Origin of the sequence: Eubacterium sp. CAG:156, assembly GCF_000434315.1 — a bacterium.
In the GTDB taxonomy this organism is placed as follows: Bacteria; Bacillota; Clostridia; order Lachnospirales; family Lachnospiraceae; genus Eubacterium_U; species Eubacterium_U album.
Genome location: NZ_FR878133.1, coordinates 1 through 14,556 on the forward strand (window position 1 = coordinate 1; position 14,556 = coordinate 14,556).

Annotated in this window: 12 protein-coding genes, 1 tRNA gene and 1 other RNA gene; 3 read left to right on the forward strand and 11 right to left on the reverse strand. The window is 33.0% G+C overall.

The annotated features are described in order from the left end of the window. Positions 1 to 91: 91 nt before the first annotated feature. The 4 genes from ABMA45_RS01500 to ABMA45_RS01515 all read right to left on the reverse strand — a co-directional run bounded on the left by ABMA45_RS01500 (position 92) and on the right by ABMA45_RS01515 (position 4,488). Positions 92 to 2,377 (reverse strand): protein translocase subunit SecDF, encoded by a 2,286-nt coding sequence (locus ABMA45_RS01500; RefSeq protein ID WP_022088115.1) that lies wholly within the window; start codon positions 2,375 to 2,377, stop codon positions 92 to 94. A 17-nt stretch (positions 2,378 to 2,394) separates the two neighbouring features. Next, positions 2,395 to 3,753, reverse strand: a complete 1,359-nt coding sequence (gene scfB / locus ABMA45_RS01505; protein ID WP_022088116.1) for a thioether cross-link-forming SCIFF peptide maturase — start codon at positions 3,751 to 3,753, stop codon at positions 2,395 to 2,397. A 116-nt stretch (positions 3,754 to 3,869) separates the two neighbouring features. Further along, positions 3,870 to 4,010, reverse strand: a complete 141-nt coding sequence (gene scfA / locus ABMA45_RS01510; RefSeq protein WP_022088117.1) for a six-cysteine ranthipeptide SCIFF — start codon at positions 4,008 to 4,010, stop codon at positions 3,870 to 3,872. Between the two features lie 121 nt (positions 4,011 to 4,131). Continuing rightward, complete coding sequence (locus ABMA45_RS01515) at positions 4,132 to 4,488, reverse strand: TIGR04086 family membrane protein (protein ID WP_022088118.1); 357 nt, start codon at positions 4,486 to 4,488, stop codon at positions 4,132 to 4,134. A 189-nt stretch (positions 4,489 to 4,677) separates the two neighbouring features. On the opposite strand from ABMA45_RS01515, the gene ABMA45_RS01520 reads away from it, so the two are divergent. Then, positions 4,678 to 5,964, forward strand: coding sequence for an HlyC/CorC family transporter (locus ABMA45_RS01520; protein WP_022088119.1), 1,287 nt, complete (start codon positions 4,678 to 4,680; stop codon positions 5,962 to 5,964). Positions 5,965 to 6,001: 37 nt separating this feature from the next. Here ABMA45_RS01520 and ABMA45_RS01525 read toward each other — a convergent pair whose 3' ends face one another. Next, on the reverse strand, positions 6,002 to 6,832 hold the full coding sequence (locus ABMA45_RS01525) for a purine-nucleoside phosphorylase (protein WP_022088120.1): 831 nt from the start codon (positions 6,830 to 6,832) through the stop codon (positions 6,002 to 6,004). 279 nt (positions 6,833 to 7,111) lie between these two features. On the opposite strand from ABMA45_RS01525, the gene pyrB reads away from it, so the two are divergent. Next, a complete protein-coding gene (pyrB, locus tag ABMA45_RS01530; RefSeq protein WP_022088121.1) occupies positions 7,112 to 8,026 on the forward strand; it encodes an aspartate carbamoyltransferase in 915 nt (304 codons plus the stop codon). Next, positions 8,023 to 8,463, forward strand: coding sequence for an aspartate carbamoyltransferase regulatory subunit (locus tag ABMA45_RS01535; RefSeq protein WP_022088122.1), 441 nt, complete (start codon positions 8,023 to 8,025; stop codon positions 8,461 to 8,463). The genes pyrB and ABMA45_RS01535 overlap by 4 nt, the downstream gene beginning before the upstream one ends. 46 nt (positions 8,464 to 8,509) lie before the next feature. On the opposite strand, the gene rnpB is transcribed toward ABMA45_RS01535, so the two are convergent. From rnpB to ABMA45_RS01565, 6 genes are all read right to left on the reverse strand, one after another. Further along, positions 8,510 to 8,858, reverse strand: an RNA gene (rnpB, locus tag ABMA45_RS01540) — RNase P RNA component class A. A 22-nt stretch (positions 8,859 to 8,880) separates the two neighbouring features. Beyond that, complete coding sequence (locus ABMA45_RS01545; protein WP_022088123.1) at positions 8,881 to 10,536, reverse strand: nucleoside kinase; 1,656 nt, start codon at positions 10,534 to 10,536, stop codon at positions 8,881 to 8,883. Continuing rightward, positions 10,529 to 11,215, reverse strand: a complete 687-nt coding sequence (locus ABMA45_RS01550) for a tRNA (adenine(22)-N(1))-methyltransferase (RefSeq protein WP_022088124.1) — start codon at positions 11,213 to 11,215, stop codon at positions 10,529 to 10,531. Before ABMA45_RS01550 ends, ABMA45_RS01545 begins: the two co-directional genes overlap by 8 nt. Positions 11,216 to 11,231: 16 nt before the next feature. Beyond that, positions 11,232 to 12,992 (reverse strand): DNA primase, encoded by a 1,761-nt coding sequence (dnaG, locus tag ABMA45_RS01555; RefSeq protein ID WP_022088125.1) that lies wholly within the window; start codon positions 12,990 to 12,992, stop codon positions 11,232 to 11,234. 246 nt (positions 12,993 to 13,238) lie between these two features. After that, positions 13,239 to 13,322: transfer RNA gene (locus ABMA45_RS01560), tRNA-Leu, on the reverse strand. A gap of 177 nt (positions 13,323 to 13,499) precedes the next feature. Continuing rightward, positions 13,500 to 14,513 carry a hypothetical protein gene (locus tag ABMA45_RS01565; RefSeq protein ID WP_022088126.1) on the reverse strand — a complete coding sequence of 338 codons (1,014 nt, stop codon included), beginning with the start codon at positions 14,511 to 14,513 and terminating at the stop codon, positions 13,500 to 13,502. Between the last annotated feature and the right edge of the window lie 43 nt (positions 14,514 to 14,556).

Consider the following 14,556-nt stretch of genomic DNA (forward strand, 5'->3'; position numbering starts at 1 on the left):
GAAAGTATTTGGCTCATTGTGCATAACACAAAATGAACGGCACCTTTTACAGCCCCGTTCATTTTATTATAAAGTATATTTTATGTGTTTTTTAGTTAGCTTTTTTCTTTCCAAATTTCTTAGTAAGAACAAACCAAACAGCACCTGTTATACATACTGATGAGTAAGCACCACATACTAAACCTACCATTAATGGTAATGTAAACTCTTTGATTGATGTAACACCCATAATAAATATCATAAATACCATGATAAATGTTGTTACATTTGAGTAAATTGTTCTTGTAAGTGTCTGTGTGATACTTAAGTCAACTAATTCTTCTAAGTCATCTCCACGCTTCATTGATGCCTTATTTTCTCTAATTCTATCGAAAATAACAATTGTAGCATTAATAGAGTAACCTACAATTGTAAGAAGACATGCAATAAATGTTGTTCCTACTGCTACTCTTGATACTGCATAGAATCCAATAACAACAAGTACGTCATGAATTAATGCAATTACAGCTGCTGAAGCAAACTTGATATCCTTAAATCTAATCCAAATGTAAATTAACATACAAATTGTAGCAATGATTGTTGCCCATACAGCATCACTTCTCATTTCTTTACTTACTGTTGCAGAAATCATAGTGTTCTGGAAATTATCCTTGCTGTCTACGGCACCAAATTTTTCAATTAATAATTTTTCAAATGCATCAAATTCATCGCCTTCAAGTTTCTTTGTCTTAATAACGAATTTATTTGAACCAGTTTCCTTCTGTCCCTGAATATCAGATGTTCCTAATGTATCTACAAGTGCAGGTTTAATTTCATCATTAAACTGATCCATTGTATATTCTTTATCAAAGTCAACTGTTACTGAGCTACCACCCTTAAATTCAACGCTTAAGAAGAATGGGTCTTTTCCGGCTGCTGAGTATCCAATCATTGTTGCGAATCCACCAATGATTACAATTATTGAAAGTGCAAAGAATACAACTCTCTTCTTTAAGAAATGAATTGCCTTTCTTGTCTTTTCTTTTCCGTAGAACTTTTCGCCCTGGAATCCTAAATAGTAAAGAATCCATACAAACCACTTAGATACAAATAATGATGTAAATAACTGGAATACAATACTTATAGCTAAAGTCTGAGCAAATCCCTGTACTGTACCTGAACCTCTCCATAAAAGAACTAAAGCTGCGATAAGTGTTGTAATATTTCCATCTACGATAGCTGATTTAGCTTTATCGAAACCAATTGTGATTGCACTCTTAACAGTCTTTCCTGCAGCAATTTCTTCTCTGATTCTGGCATTAATAATAACGTTAGCATCTACTGCCATACCAATACCAAGAATAATACCTGCAATACCAGGTAATGATAATGTTAAGTCAAAAGCGTTTAATGTAAGCATTTCTAACTCAACGAAAACTACCAATGCTAAACTTGCTGCAACACCGGCAATTCTGTAAACTAATAATAAGAATAAAATAATTATTATAAATCCAATGATACCAGCCTTAATTGACTTGCTTAATGCATCAGAACCAAGCTGAGCACTAACAACTTTGTGGCTGATTTCATCTAATGATAAATTCAATGTACCAATTCTGATATTTGAAGCAAGGTTATTAGCTTCATCCATGTCTGCCATACCATCAATCTGTGCCTGTCCACCACTGATTGCTGCCTGAACAGTTGGCGCACTAATTACTTCATTATCGTAAATAATGTATGTAGACTGACCAACATACTGTGATGTCATGTTATAGAACTTTGTTGATCCTTCGTCTGTAAATGTTAATGAAACTACTGCTTCAGATTTTTTAGTTTTGCTGTCAGATGACTGCTGTCCCTGAGCATCTGCAATGTCATCACCTGTTAACCAAATCTGATAGTATCCTGCATAATTTCCATCAGTAAGCTGAACATACTTCTTATTTCCGTTTTCATCTGTTTCTGCTAACTGTTCTTCTGTTAAATCTGTAGAACTCTTTGTACAGAAATATAATGAACCCGGTTTACCTAAACGTTCAACTACTTCATCAGCATCATTTGCACCAGGGATATCAACAGTAATTCTGTCATCCCCTTCTTTGTATGCTGTAGCTTCAGTACTAAACTGGTTAACTCTCTGCTGCATCTTATAAACTGTATCAGATAAATCTGTTGCATCCCACTTTGGATTGTCATCAGATACCTGATATGTAACACTTACACCACCTTTGAGGTCAAGTCCCTGTGTGATGTTTGCCGCTTTACCACTATCCTTGTAAGCTCCGAGCCATTTCCAATTTGGAAGACCAAATAAGACAATGCCTCCAAGACACGCGATAATTACAAGAGATAAGATGGCATAAACTATTCCTCTTGTCTTGTTCATTTTCTTCATTTTATAAAACCTCTTTCTTATTCATCAGCTAACGCTGCTTTTATCATTATAGAGCATTCCACTCTTTTTCTTTGCATTTCACATCCAATGTCATATGCATCATTAATTGTGCCATGGAAATTGTAAGAATTAGCTGCACAACCACCACTGCAATAAAACTTAGCAAAACAATTTTTACATTTTTCTTTAGAATATACATTGCAATTGCCAAATTCTTTTACAATCTCAGGTTTTATAATTCCTTCATCTACATTTCCCATAAGGAAATCTTCATTTCCAACAAATTGGTGACATGGATAGAAATCACCCCATGGCGTTACTGCCAGATATTCCGTTCCCGAACCACATCCTGACAATCTCTTATAAACACAAGGTCCCTGTGTCAAATCAATCATAAAGTGGAAGAAATTAAATCCATTTCCTTTCTTGTATCGATCAATATATTCAAGGGCTAACTTGTCATATTCCTCCATAATCTGTGGAAGATCCTGTTCTCTAATCGAGTATGGGTCTTCTTCCGGTCCGACTACAGGTTCTATTGACATCTGCTTAAATCCTAAATCAGCAAAATGCTTAACATCTTCTGAAAAATCTAAATTATTTCTTGTAAATGTTCCTCTAATATAGTAATTTGTCTGATTTCTGCTTTCTGCTAGTTTCTGGAATTTAGGCACTATCAAATCATAACTGCCTTTTCCTGTTCTAAACGGACGCATTCTGTCGTTTACTTCTTTTCTTCCGTCAAGACTTAATACAACATTAGACATTTCTTTATTTACGAATTCCATTACCTCATCGTTTAACAGAACTCCGTTTGTTGTAAGAGTAAATCTAAATTTCTTGTTATTTGGTTTTTCTAATGAACGACCATACGCAACTAACTGCTTAACTACATCCCAGTTCATCAATGGCTCTCCGCCAAAAAAGTCAACTTCAAGATTAACTCTGTTACCTGAATTAGCAACTAAGAAATCCAAAGCTTTCTTTCCGACTTCAAAACTCATTAATGCTCTTCTTCCATGATATTCACCTTCTTCTGCAAAACAATACTTACATGCAAGGTTGCAATCATGGGCTATGTGAAGGCATAATGCCTTTACAACTGTCTGTCTCTTTTCTTTAAATTTCTCCACAAATGGTTCGTAAATATCTTCAGTAAACAGCTGTCCATCTTCAACGAGTTCCTTTACTTCTGAAATACATTCTCTTATTTCATCCTCATTATATGATGATTTTAATTTAGAAATTATTTCATCAGCAGAATTCTCCTCATATAATGAAATAACATCGTATGTAATGTCGTCTACAACATGAACTGCTCCACTTTCTACGTCTAATACGATATTATAACCATTACTTTTATACTGGTGAATCACTGTATTTTCTCCTCTCCATTTAATGGTATGTCATAATTTTTTAAAGTTTATGCAATAACGCACTATAACAGAGTCGACAAACGTCGGCTCTGTTATAGACATACTTCATTATAAAATTATTTATTTTCGCAAGTCTGATTTCCTACTGTACAGCTAGTCTTGCATGCTGACTGACATGATGTCTGACATTCGCCACATCCACCTTTTTTCATTGTTTCCTTTAATGTTTTTGATGTTAATGTCTTAATATGTTTCATGATATTCCTCCAGTTTATTTATTTTTGTACAATTCAAAAAATATTATAACACATGAATATATTTTTTCAAACTATTTTTTACTATACAGTTAAAACGTTTTTTCATATTGTTTTTCCTACATCACCCTGCCATTCCTCCAAGCATTCCACCTGCTAATGAAGTTATTAAAGCTGGTACTATTTTCACCACACTAGACTCTCCATTATGTGCTATTGCAAATGCCACAATCATTATCATTCCTATATAAATTCCACCTGTCAGCGCTCCCCATAAAAACTTCCTTTTGTTTTTTACTTTTCCTATAATCATCCCACCAATAAATGTAACTATCCCATATACTACCATTACTATTACTTTGTACCCAAAATCACTTACTTTTAATTTGTATGTAATAAACGAAGCCAGCAATATAACAACTGCCGTAAGTACTAATTGTGCAAAAATCACCTTAATTATTGATAAAACTGTTTCTTTCATTCCTTTTTCCAATTTTGCTTTTTACAATTCTATTTCATTATTTATAAAATATGACTATTTGGAATACATTTTTATTTAAAAAGGAAAATATGCGCCATTCTTGACATCAAGTTTAGTATTTTGTACAATATCCTAAATGTACGCATAGAATTATGTACATAAATATTTATTTAATTAAGGAGTGATATTGTGGGACCCAGTGACATAGCTATGCTATGTGTATTATTAGTTTTAATTTTACTATCTGCATTTTTTTCATCTGCAGAAACGGCTTTAACAACAGTTAATAAGATGCGTATTCGTATGTTAGTTGATGATGGCAATAAACGTGCCATTATCCTTGATAAAGTAATAAAGCATCAGTCAAAAATGCTTAGCACCGTTTTAATAGGAAACAACATAGTAAATATAGGTGCCTCTGCTATTTCCACTTTATTTGTACAAAATGTATTTGGAAATATATATGTAAGTATCGGCACGTTCGTTCTTACTTTTGTTGTATTGATTTTTGGTGAAATAATTCCAAAGACAGTTGCCGGTATTCATTCAGAAAATGTAGCACTTTCATATGCAAGAGTTATTTCAATCCTTATGTTTGTTTTAACTCCTATCATTTTTATAATTGATAATTTTTCAAAATTAATTTTAATGATATTACGTGTTGATACGTCATCAAAATCTTCTCATTTTACAGAAGATGAATTAAGAACAATTATGGATGTAAGTCAGGAAGAAGGAATCATCGAGTCCGAAGAATTAGACATGATTAACAATGTGTTTGATTTTGGTGACGCAAGAGCTAAAGACATCATGGTTCCAAAGGTTGACATATCAATGATAAGTACTACTACAACTTACGATGAATTGTTAGATTTAGTTAAACGTGATAAATTTACACGAATTCCTGTTTATAAAGACAGCACTGACAACATAATAGGTGTTATAAATATCAAAGATATGATTATTAATCATGTCACAAAAGATAATTTCAAACTTGAAGAATTAATGCGTGAGCCTTATTATACTTACGCACAAAAAGAACTTAACAATCTTCTTATTGAAATGCGTGATAATGACACAAGTCTATGTATTGTCCTTGATGAATATGGTTTAGCTGAAGGGTTGATTACACTTGAAGATATTATCGAAGAGATTGTTGGTGAAATACGAGACGAATTTGATGAAGACGAAAAACGTGTCATTAGAAAAATAAATGAAAATCAATATATCGTTGAAGGTTCTATCAACCTTGATGATTTAAACGATCAGTTAGGGTTAGATATTGATTCTGAGCATTACGAGTCAATTGGCGGGCTCATAATCGAAAACCTTGAGCGTCTTCCTGATATTGGCGACAGTGTTACTATTGGTAACTGCACATTAAAAGTAGAAAAAATGGATGATAAACGTATCGACTCTGTTCGAATTACAATACATCCTATAAAGAAAGATAACCCTGATGAACAGGAGCAATAAAAAAGTGCCGGGATTTAATCTCCCGGCATTTTCTATTCTATATAATTCCCTTTAAGAGTGTTTCAAAATCTTTAGCCACTTTAGAAGCTACTTCTTTAACCTCTTCATCATTTAATTCCTTATCTGACAAGCCTGCTGCTTTATTTGTTATGCAACTTATACCACACACTTTTATTTGAAGGTAATTTGCAACCATTGCTTCAACTGCTGTACTCATTCCAACTGCATCTGCTCCAAGCTTTTTATACATTTGTATTTCTGCAGGAGTTTCATAATTAGGTCCGGTAGTCTGCAAATAAACACCTTCTTTTAATTCAATATTCTCTCTATCCGCTACGCTTCTAATTACCTGTTGCAATTTTTTATTATATACGCATGACATATCAGGAAATCTTAAGCCAAATCTTTCATCATTTTTTCCAATTAAAGGTGACGGAACAAATGAAGTAATGTGATCTGTAATCATCATAAGATTTCCTACTTCAAAGTTGTCTCCTATACCGCCTGCAGCATTTGTAAGTATTATTTTTTTAGTTCCCATTAATTTCATAAAATATATTGGAGTCACTACTTCTTTCATGCTATATCCTTCATAATAATGAATTCTTCCCTCCATTACTATTACCGCCTTATTATTTATATAGCCAAAAAGCATCCTCCCCTTATGTCCTGTATTTGTCGTTATAGGGAAACCTTCTATCTCACTATACATAATGCTCTTTACATCTTCTATATTATTAGCGAACCCACCTAATCCTGAGCCTAAAATTATGGCCGTTATTTCTTCATTTTTGCAAAATTCTTTTAATGATAGTTTTTCTTTTACCTGTGTACACATTTTTTCTATTGTTTCATAAAATAATTCCATAATATACACCATCCTTCTAAATTAAATAACTACTAAATTATCTCAATCACTATTTTTATCAATTACATCTATTATAAAGACTCAAATTCATTTTTATATTTAAAGGAAATCAGATTTAATTATATCACATTTTCGTTTTTTCACGAACTTTTCCACTAGTTTTTTTTTTACTTTAAAATCTTTTCTATTTTTCTGTATATTTTTGCACTTTTTTACTTGAATATTTTGTCTTATTACATTATCATATTGTGTAGAAAAAAATTGGATAAGGAGGAACTTATGCGACATTTAATTAGTCCTCTGGATTTTTCTGTAGAAGAGCTTGACGATTTACTTGATCTTGCATCTGACATTGAAAAGAACCCAGACAAATATAAAGAAGCCTGCAAAGGTAAAAAAATCGCAACTTTATTCTATGAACCAAGTACAAGAACACGTCTTAGTTTTGAGGCTGCCATGATTAACTTAGGTGGCAGTGTTTTAGGATTTTCTTCAGCTGATTCAAGTTCAGCCTCCAAAGGAGAAAGTGTTTCTGATACTATTCGAATTATTTCATGTTACGCTGATATTTGTGCAATGCGTCATCCTAAAGAAGGTGCTCCTTTAGTTGCAGCATCTAAATCATCTATTCCCGTAATCAACGCAGGTGATGGCGGACATCAGCATCCAACTCAGACTCTCACAGATTTAATGACAATAAGATCCTTAAAAGGACGTTTAAACAATCTCACAATCGGTCTTTGTGGTGACTTAAAATTCGGACGAACAGTTCATTCACTTATAAATGCACTTTTAAGATATGAAAATATATCATTTGTTCTTATCTCACCACCGGAATTACGAGTTCCAGAATATATAAGAGAAAACTTAACAAAAGCCGGTGCACCTTTTAAAGAAGTGACAAAACTTGAAGATGTTATGAGTGACTTAGATATTTTATACATGACACGTGTACAAAAGGAACGTTTCTTTAACGAAGAAGACTATATTAGAATGAAAGACAGTTATATTTTAGATAAAAGAAAAATGGAACTTGCAAAAGATGATATGCTCGTACTTCATCCACTTCCTCGTGTAAATGAAATATCTGTTGAGGTAGATGACGACCCACGTGCTGTATATTTTAAGCAGGTTCAATACGGAGTTTACGTTCGTATGGCTCTTATTCTCACACTTTTGGAGGTGAAAATATGATAAATGTAGACCAGATTAACAACGGATTTGTATTAGACCACATTCAGGCAGGTCGTGCAATGGCAATTTACAAATACCTTGGATTAGACAAATTAGATTATCAGGTTGCCATTATAAAAAATGCACGTAGTGCTGTTATGGGCAAAAAAGATATAATTAAAGTCGAAGGACCTTTAGACATTGTTGATTTTGATGTTTTAGGATTTATCGACCACAATATAACAGTAAATATTATAAAAGACGGTGTTTTAACAGATAAAAAAGAATTACATTTACCTGATTCAATCACAAATGTTCTTCACTGTAAAAACCCTCGTTGCATTACTTCTATCGAGCAGGAATTAAAACACATATTTATATTAACTGATAAAGAAAAAGGATTATACAGTTGTAAATACTGTGAAGAAAAACAGGGAATTCTTTGGGAAAAATTATAATCTATGCAAATTTAAAAAATCAGCCGGGTTGGCTGATTTTTTTATATTAATGAGTAGGACTGTAAGCCGGGTTATGTCATGAATGGTCATCTATCTAGACATATTGTTGCCAATATGTTCAAGCGACCTACCCGAAAGCAAGCGGGCCACTTTATGCTTTCTGTTCAGTCTTGCTTCGAATGGGGTTTACAATGCCCTTTCTGTTACCAAAAAGGCGGTAGTCTCTTACACTGCCCTTTCACCCTTACCGGAGAATATCCGGCGGTCTGCTCTCTGTTGCACTTTCCTGGGAGTCACCTCCACCGGCCGTTAGCCGGCATCCTGCCCTATGAAGCCCGGACTTTCCTCGTCTGCGTCCTTTCGGCAATAGCATCCGCGACCATTTATCCTACTCACAAATAACTACAATATCATAAATCATACTTTAAAGCAACTTCCACCTGTAAATTCCCTAAGCAAAGAATTGTTTGGAACATTCTCATTTGAAGTTCCAACAACATAATCTAAAAACTTAAGAAGTCTTTTTGCTTCTAAATATTCTTCTGCATCTTTTGGCACACTAAACAATGCCGGTTCAGCATACTGCTTAAGTACCGCAAGTTCATAAACTAACGCTGAATTAAATATCGCATCTGCACATTCCTGATATGGGAAAATATTATTTTCCTCTCCTCTTCTTACGCGGTGCCACATTTCTATAGTTGCTGCAGCAGATGTGCCTCTTGTTCTTGCATCCCTTACAATTCTTCTTATAAGACGTAAATCCGTTGTAGGAATTCTATTATGTTCATCTACATTAAGTGGTGTAAGTGCACTTACATAAATTTTAAATTTAGATTCATTTGGCAATGAATATGACATCTTATCATTAAGGCAATGAATTCCTTCTATAACAAGAATATCGTCATCATTAAGTTTCAAATAATCTTTGTGATACTCTCTTTTTCCTGTAACGAAATTAAATTCAGGCATTTCAACCTTTTCACCTTTTAAAAGTCGCTCCATAATCTCGTTAAACAACTTTACATCTAAAGCTTCAATCACTTCATAATCTAACTTTCCATCTTCATCTACCGGAGTATCTTCTCTATTTTTAAAGAAGTTATCAACCGGAATTGGATGTGGCTTTAATCCCTGTGCCATAAGCTGAATTGATAATCTATGTGAAAATGAAGTCTTGCCTGAGGATGAAGGACCTGCTATCATAACAAATTTAACACCCTGTCTATTCGCTATTTCTGTCGCAATGTCAGCAATTTTCTTTTCCTGCAAAGCTTCCTGAACAAGCATAATATTTCCGATTGTTCCATTTGTTATTTTGTCATTTACGGCTCCAATTGTAGGAACCCCCATCATCTCTCCCCACTGTGTAGCTTCCTTTAATACTTCAAATACCTTTTCCTGTGGTTTAAATTCAGGCACCTTATCAGGCTCTTCTTTTGTAGGCATCTGAAGCACAAAACCATTGTCATATTGTATTAATTTAAAATATTTAAGTACTCCTGTTGAATATGTCATATATCCATAATAGTAATCATCGAATCCACCCATATGATATACATTTACACGGGATGATCTTCTGTACTTAAATAAATTTTCCTTGTCATACATTCCAAGTTCTCCGAAAAGCTTAATTGCTTCATCTGTCGACAAGGATTCCTTTGTTATAAGAACATCTTTTTCAACTAAGCCTCTCATTTCAGCTTCAACACTATCAAGCAATTTCTGCGTAACTGTAACTTTTCCATAAATTCGACAAAAATATCCTTTACTTACAGAATACTGTACTGATATTTTGTCTATGTTCTCACCGTCACACACTTTGTAAAATGCTTTCATCATTAAAAATGTCATAGAACGTCTGTAACAGTCATTACCAATCTTAGTATCCGTTGTAATAAACTTAACTTCACAGTCCTCATCAACTTTCTTTGATAATTCACACAAAACTCCATCGCATTCTGCTAAAACAATATCATTTGAATACTGATTTTTAAAATCTTTAGCAATTTCATACAATGTTGTCTTACTTGTATATTCTTTTTCCATAGAACCTACTTTGACTTTAACCATTCAAACCCCTTGCCTTTCTGTTTAACTTGCGTAACCGGCGAATTTCAATGTTTCGTCCTATTACGCTGTCATTACAATCCAAAACATCTAAAATCTGTGTGTATTTTTCATATTCTTTATCAAGGAACTCCTTAAATACATCACTTTGTTTTTCAATCAAACATCTTCCATAAATTAATTCTTCCGGTGAATATTTGTTCTGTTCTCTTCCCGGAACCACCTTCATAATTGTATAATATTTGCCATTATCTTTAACCATTGTTTCATCAATAATTTTCCAATTATTCTCCATCATGTTCTTTCTAACAAAATCCTTATCAGAATGAGGTGATAAAATCATCTCTTTAAGCGTTCCGATAACCGGAGAATTTTTTATAATGTCAATCATAAGTTCTCCACCCATTCCTGCGATAACAACTGACTGAACCATGCCCGGCTCAAGTTTTTCCATTCCATTTGACTGAATTGCTTTAATCTTATCCTGCAATTCTTCCATATGGATATTTTCTGTCGCCCTATCAATTGGGCCCTTATTAATATCCATTGCATATGCTTTCGGTGAGATTTTGTTCTTAGTTAAATAAATTGGAATATATCCATGATCTGTTCCTATGTCTGCCACCACATATCCCGGTGTAACCATGTCTGCAACTGCCTGTAGTCTTTTTGATAATGTCATTTGTACAACTCCTGATTTAATTTAATGTAATGTGTATTTTTCCAAGCTGTGCTTTAGCCTGAATTATATTCTGCATCTCAGAAATATCTGTTGCATTTTTTGCCCTGTCATCAAGGCTTTTCTTTTTTATAAGAATCACTGCATCATTAACTGCTTTTTCCTTTTCCTGCATAGTCAGATTTTGATTTATAAGTGGCGAATTAAACAATGCTGCCACTTTCTTATGCTCATCCTCATCTTGGAAATTGTCAATTATTTTTGCAGGATTTGCTTCATTTTCTTCCATCTGTGCCCAAAAAATGCCTGCCACTCTTTTATAAAAATCATCAGAAAAATCTGAAGGCGAAACATACTTTGCAACACATTCAAAAATATTTTTTTCTTCAATAAGCCAGGTTAACAAAATCTGCTGTGCAAGCACTACTGCCTCTTCCTTTTCTTTATTTCCTGACTTAATTGTTTCTTTTTCTTCTCTTTGTTTCTTTCCAATGTAATTAAGACCTTTCTTCTTGACAAGCTGTCTTAATCCATCTAACGGAATATTAAAAGTTCTGCATACTGATTCAAGATAGTTATTTCTTTCTATCTCATCTTCAAATTCCAAAAGCATATCTGCTACTTTATTATGAAATTCTGTCTTTTCAGATGGATCATATAAATTATATTCGTTCATAAGTGTTCCAACCTGGAATATAAAATAATTAGTAGCCTTCTCTATTCTTTCTTCATACGCTTCAGGTCCTAATGCCTTAATAAACTCATCAGGGTCTTTATAAGGCTTCATGCTTAATACTTTGATTGAAAGTCCGGCTTCTCTTAAAATAGGTATGGCTCTTAAAGCCGCTTTTATTCCCGCTCCATCGCTGTCAAATGTAAGGACAACCTCTTTTGCATATCTCTTAATAAGCGACGCATGACCTGAAGTAAATGATGTTCCAAGTGCAGCTACCGCATTATTAAATCCTGCCTGATGAAGAGATATAACATCCATATATCCCTCACAGATAAGTAAATAACCCTTTCTGCTTGTTCTTGCAATATTAAGTCCATATAAATTACGGCTTTTATCAAAAATCTTTGTTTCCGGAGAATTTAAGTATTTAGGCTTACCATCACCCATAACTCTTCCACCAAAGGCAATAACTTTATTATTTACATCCATAATAGGAAACATTACCCTGTTCCAGAATTTATCATGAACGCCCTTTTCTTCAAATGTAAATAATCCTGTTTCCTTTAAAATGTCATCCTTATATCCTTTGCTTTTCATATATTTATATAATGAATCACTGTATTTATCAGAATATCCAAGTCCAAAACCTGTAATTGTGTTATCTGACAATTCTCTTCCACGCAAATAATGATATGCCAAAGCACCTTTTTCGGATTTAAGCATATAATAATAAAATTTCGCTGCCAAAGTGTTTATTGTTAATATTTGAGATCTTTTATCTGCATTCTCCTTTTCTTCCTTTGACCTGGTAACCTGTGGCAATTCTATTCCTGCTCTGGAAGCTAACATCTGAACTGCTTCTATGAAAGAGTAGTTTTCATATTTCATTACAAATGAAATAACATTTCCTCCTTCACCACATCCGAAACAATAATACATTTGTTTTCCCGGAGAAACAGAAAAAGACGGTGATTTTTCATTATGAAATGGACAAAGTCCAAAATAATTAGCACCTTTCTTCTGTAATTTAACATATTCACTTATTACATCTACTATGTCATTTTGATTTCTTACTTCTTCTATTATTTCATCAGGATAAAACATATTGTTCCTCCACTCATATTAATAAGCATTGCCTCTCCATTTGGTTGGCGGTCATTAGTTAAAAGCATTCATTAGAAACGAACTTCGTTTATTTTGTTAATTTCTATAATTACTAACTGATATTATACAACAAAATCAGCTATGTATCAGATATTTTTTTACAACTTTTTTCATTATAACGATTAAAAATACCATTTCAAAAATTGAAATGGTATTTTTAATCGTTATAATTTTAATCAAAACAAATGCAGTCGATGGGACTTGAACCCACACTTTCTTGCGAAAACATGAACCTGAATCATGCGCGTATACCAATTCCGCCACGACTGCAAAAAGCCTCTTATTTGCTTAACTTTCTTAATTTTCATCCTATATATTACTATCATATTATGCTGGAAATAGCAAGCGTTTTCGCAAATAAGAGAGATGGATTATTTATCATAATTCATTTGAACTTTCCCTAATGCTAAATACATATATTTATACTCTGAATCTACAAATAACCTTTTAATTATTCTTTATTTTTATATTCTTTGTTTCTCTTTGCCTTATGCTCTCATCATAACTGTTTATTTTATTATTTCTTATATTACAATTTGCCCATGCTAAACAATTTATTCCATAACTTTTTGCTTTTTTAATATTACAGTCTTCTATGGTGATGTTTTTATGATAAACAATTCCACCATTATCGCTATATCTATGAGTTCCAATTGCTACTATTACATTATTAAATTTACATTTTTTAATTAAAACTTTAACATTAGGGGTTTGATCGTTTTTAGCCCATATTTTCGAAAAGCCATCCGTAGAATCGTCAGGTGTGTCTATATTAATTGCCTCTCTGTTTTTATTATATCCTTCTGCATTTCTAAATGTGCAATTAAGTATTTTCACATTCTTACTTGCATCTAATTCAATAAAATGACATTCGTTCAGATTTTCAAATGTAATTCCTTTTATAGTAATATTCTGATTATGACACATTGTTACTGCAACAGACTGGTATACGCTATTAGTATTAATAGTAACTTTACCTTTTCCAATCATACTTGAGTCATGTACTCCATTATATTCTTTGCTCCAATTTTTCTTATCATATTTTGCGGCAGGCACAAATTCAAATAAGGTTACTCCTGCATGGAATTTCTTAGTATGTGTATCTGTTGTTTTATTAATTACAACACCATCTTCAAATGTAATTTTGACATTTGACGGAATACAAAGTGTATTTGTAATATTATATGTTCCTTTTTTTACAATTAATTTTCCTCCTCCTGACACCTCAAGTTTTTCAAGATATGAGCGGAACAAATACCAATCTCTTGTATATTTATTCACATAATCAGAACCATATGTAGAATATAAGTGTGAACCTACGTCAATCAATTTGCTTTTCTTTGATATTGTATATACTTTATTTTCTTTTTTTGCGGCCATTACATTATTTTGTGCAAATATTGTAAAAAAGCTCATCATTACAATTAACGTTACATAAATTATCTTTTTACTCATCTTCATAAAATCCTCCAATTCTCGAATCCGCTTCGCTACTTCTCAGTGA

Bases quoted from the DNA above. Each gene is read 5' to 3' on its own strand.
- scfA (WP_022088117.1), bottom strand. From the start codon at position 4,010: ATGAAACATATTAAGACATTAACATCAAAAACATTAAAGGAAACAATG.
- ABMA45_RS01545 (WP_022088123.1), bottom strand. From the start codon at position 10,536: ATGGTTAAAGTCAAAGTAGGTTCTATGGAAAAAGAATATACAAGTAAG.
- dnaG (WP_022088125.1), bottom strand. From the start codon at position 12,992: ATGTTTTATCCTGATGAAATAATAGAAGAAGTAAGAAATCAAAATGAC.
- pyrB (WP_022088121.1), top strand. From the start codon at position 7,112: ATGCGACATTTAATTAGTCCTCTGGATTTTTCTGTAGAAGAGCTTGAC.
- ABMA45_RS01500 (WP_022088115.1), bottom strand. From the start codon at position 2,377: ATGAAGAAAATGAACAAGACAAGAGGAATAGTTTATGCCATCTTATCT.
- ABMA45_RS01565 (WP_022088126.1), bottom strand. From the start codon at position 14,513: ATGAAGATGAGTAAAAAGATAATTTATGTAACGTTAATTGTAATGATG.
- ABMA45_RS01550 (WP_022088124.1), bottom strand. From the start codon at position 11,215: ATGACATTATCAAAAAGACTACAGGCAGTTGCAGACATGGTTACACCG.
- ABMA45_RS01515 (WP_022088118.1), bottom strand. From the start codon at position 4,488: ATGAAAGAAACAGTTTTATCAATAATTAAGGTGATTTTTGCACAATTA.
- ABMA45_RS01525 (WP_022088120.1), bottom strand. From the start codon at position 6,832: ATGGAATTATTTTATGAAACAATAGAAAAAATGTGTACACAGGTAAAA.
- ABMA45_RS01535 (WP_022088122.1), top strand. From the start codon at position 8,023: ATGATAAATGTAGACCAGATTAACAACGGATTTGTATTAGACCACATT.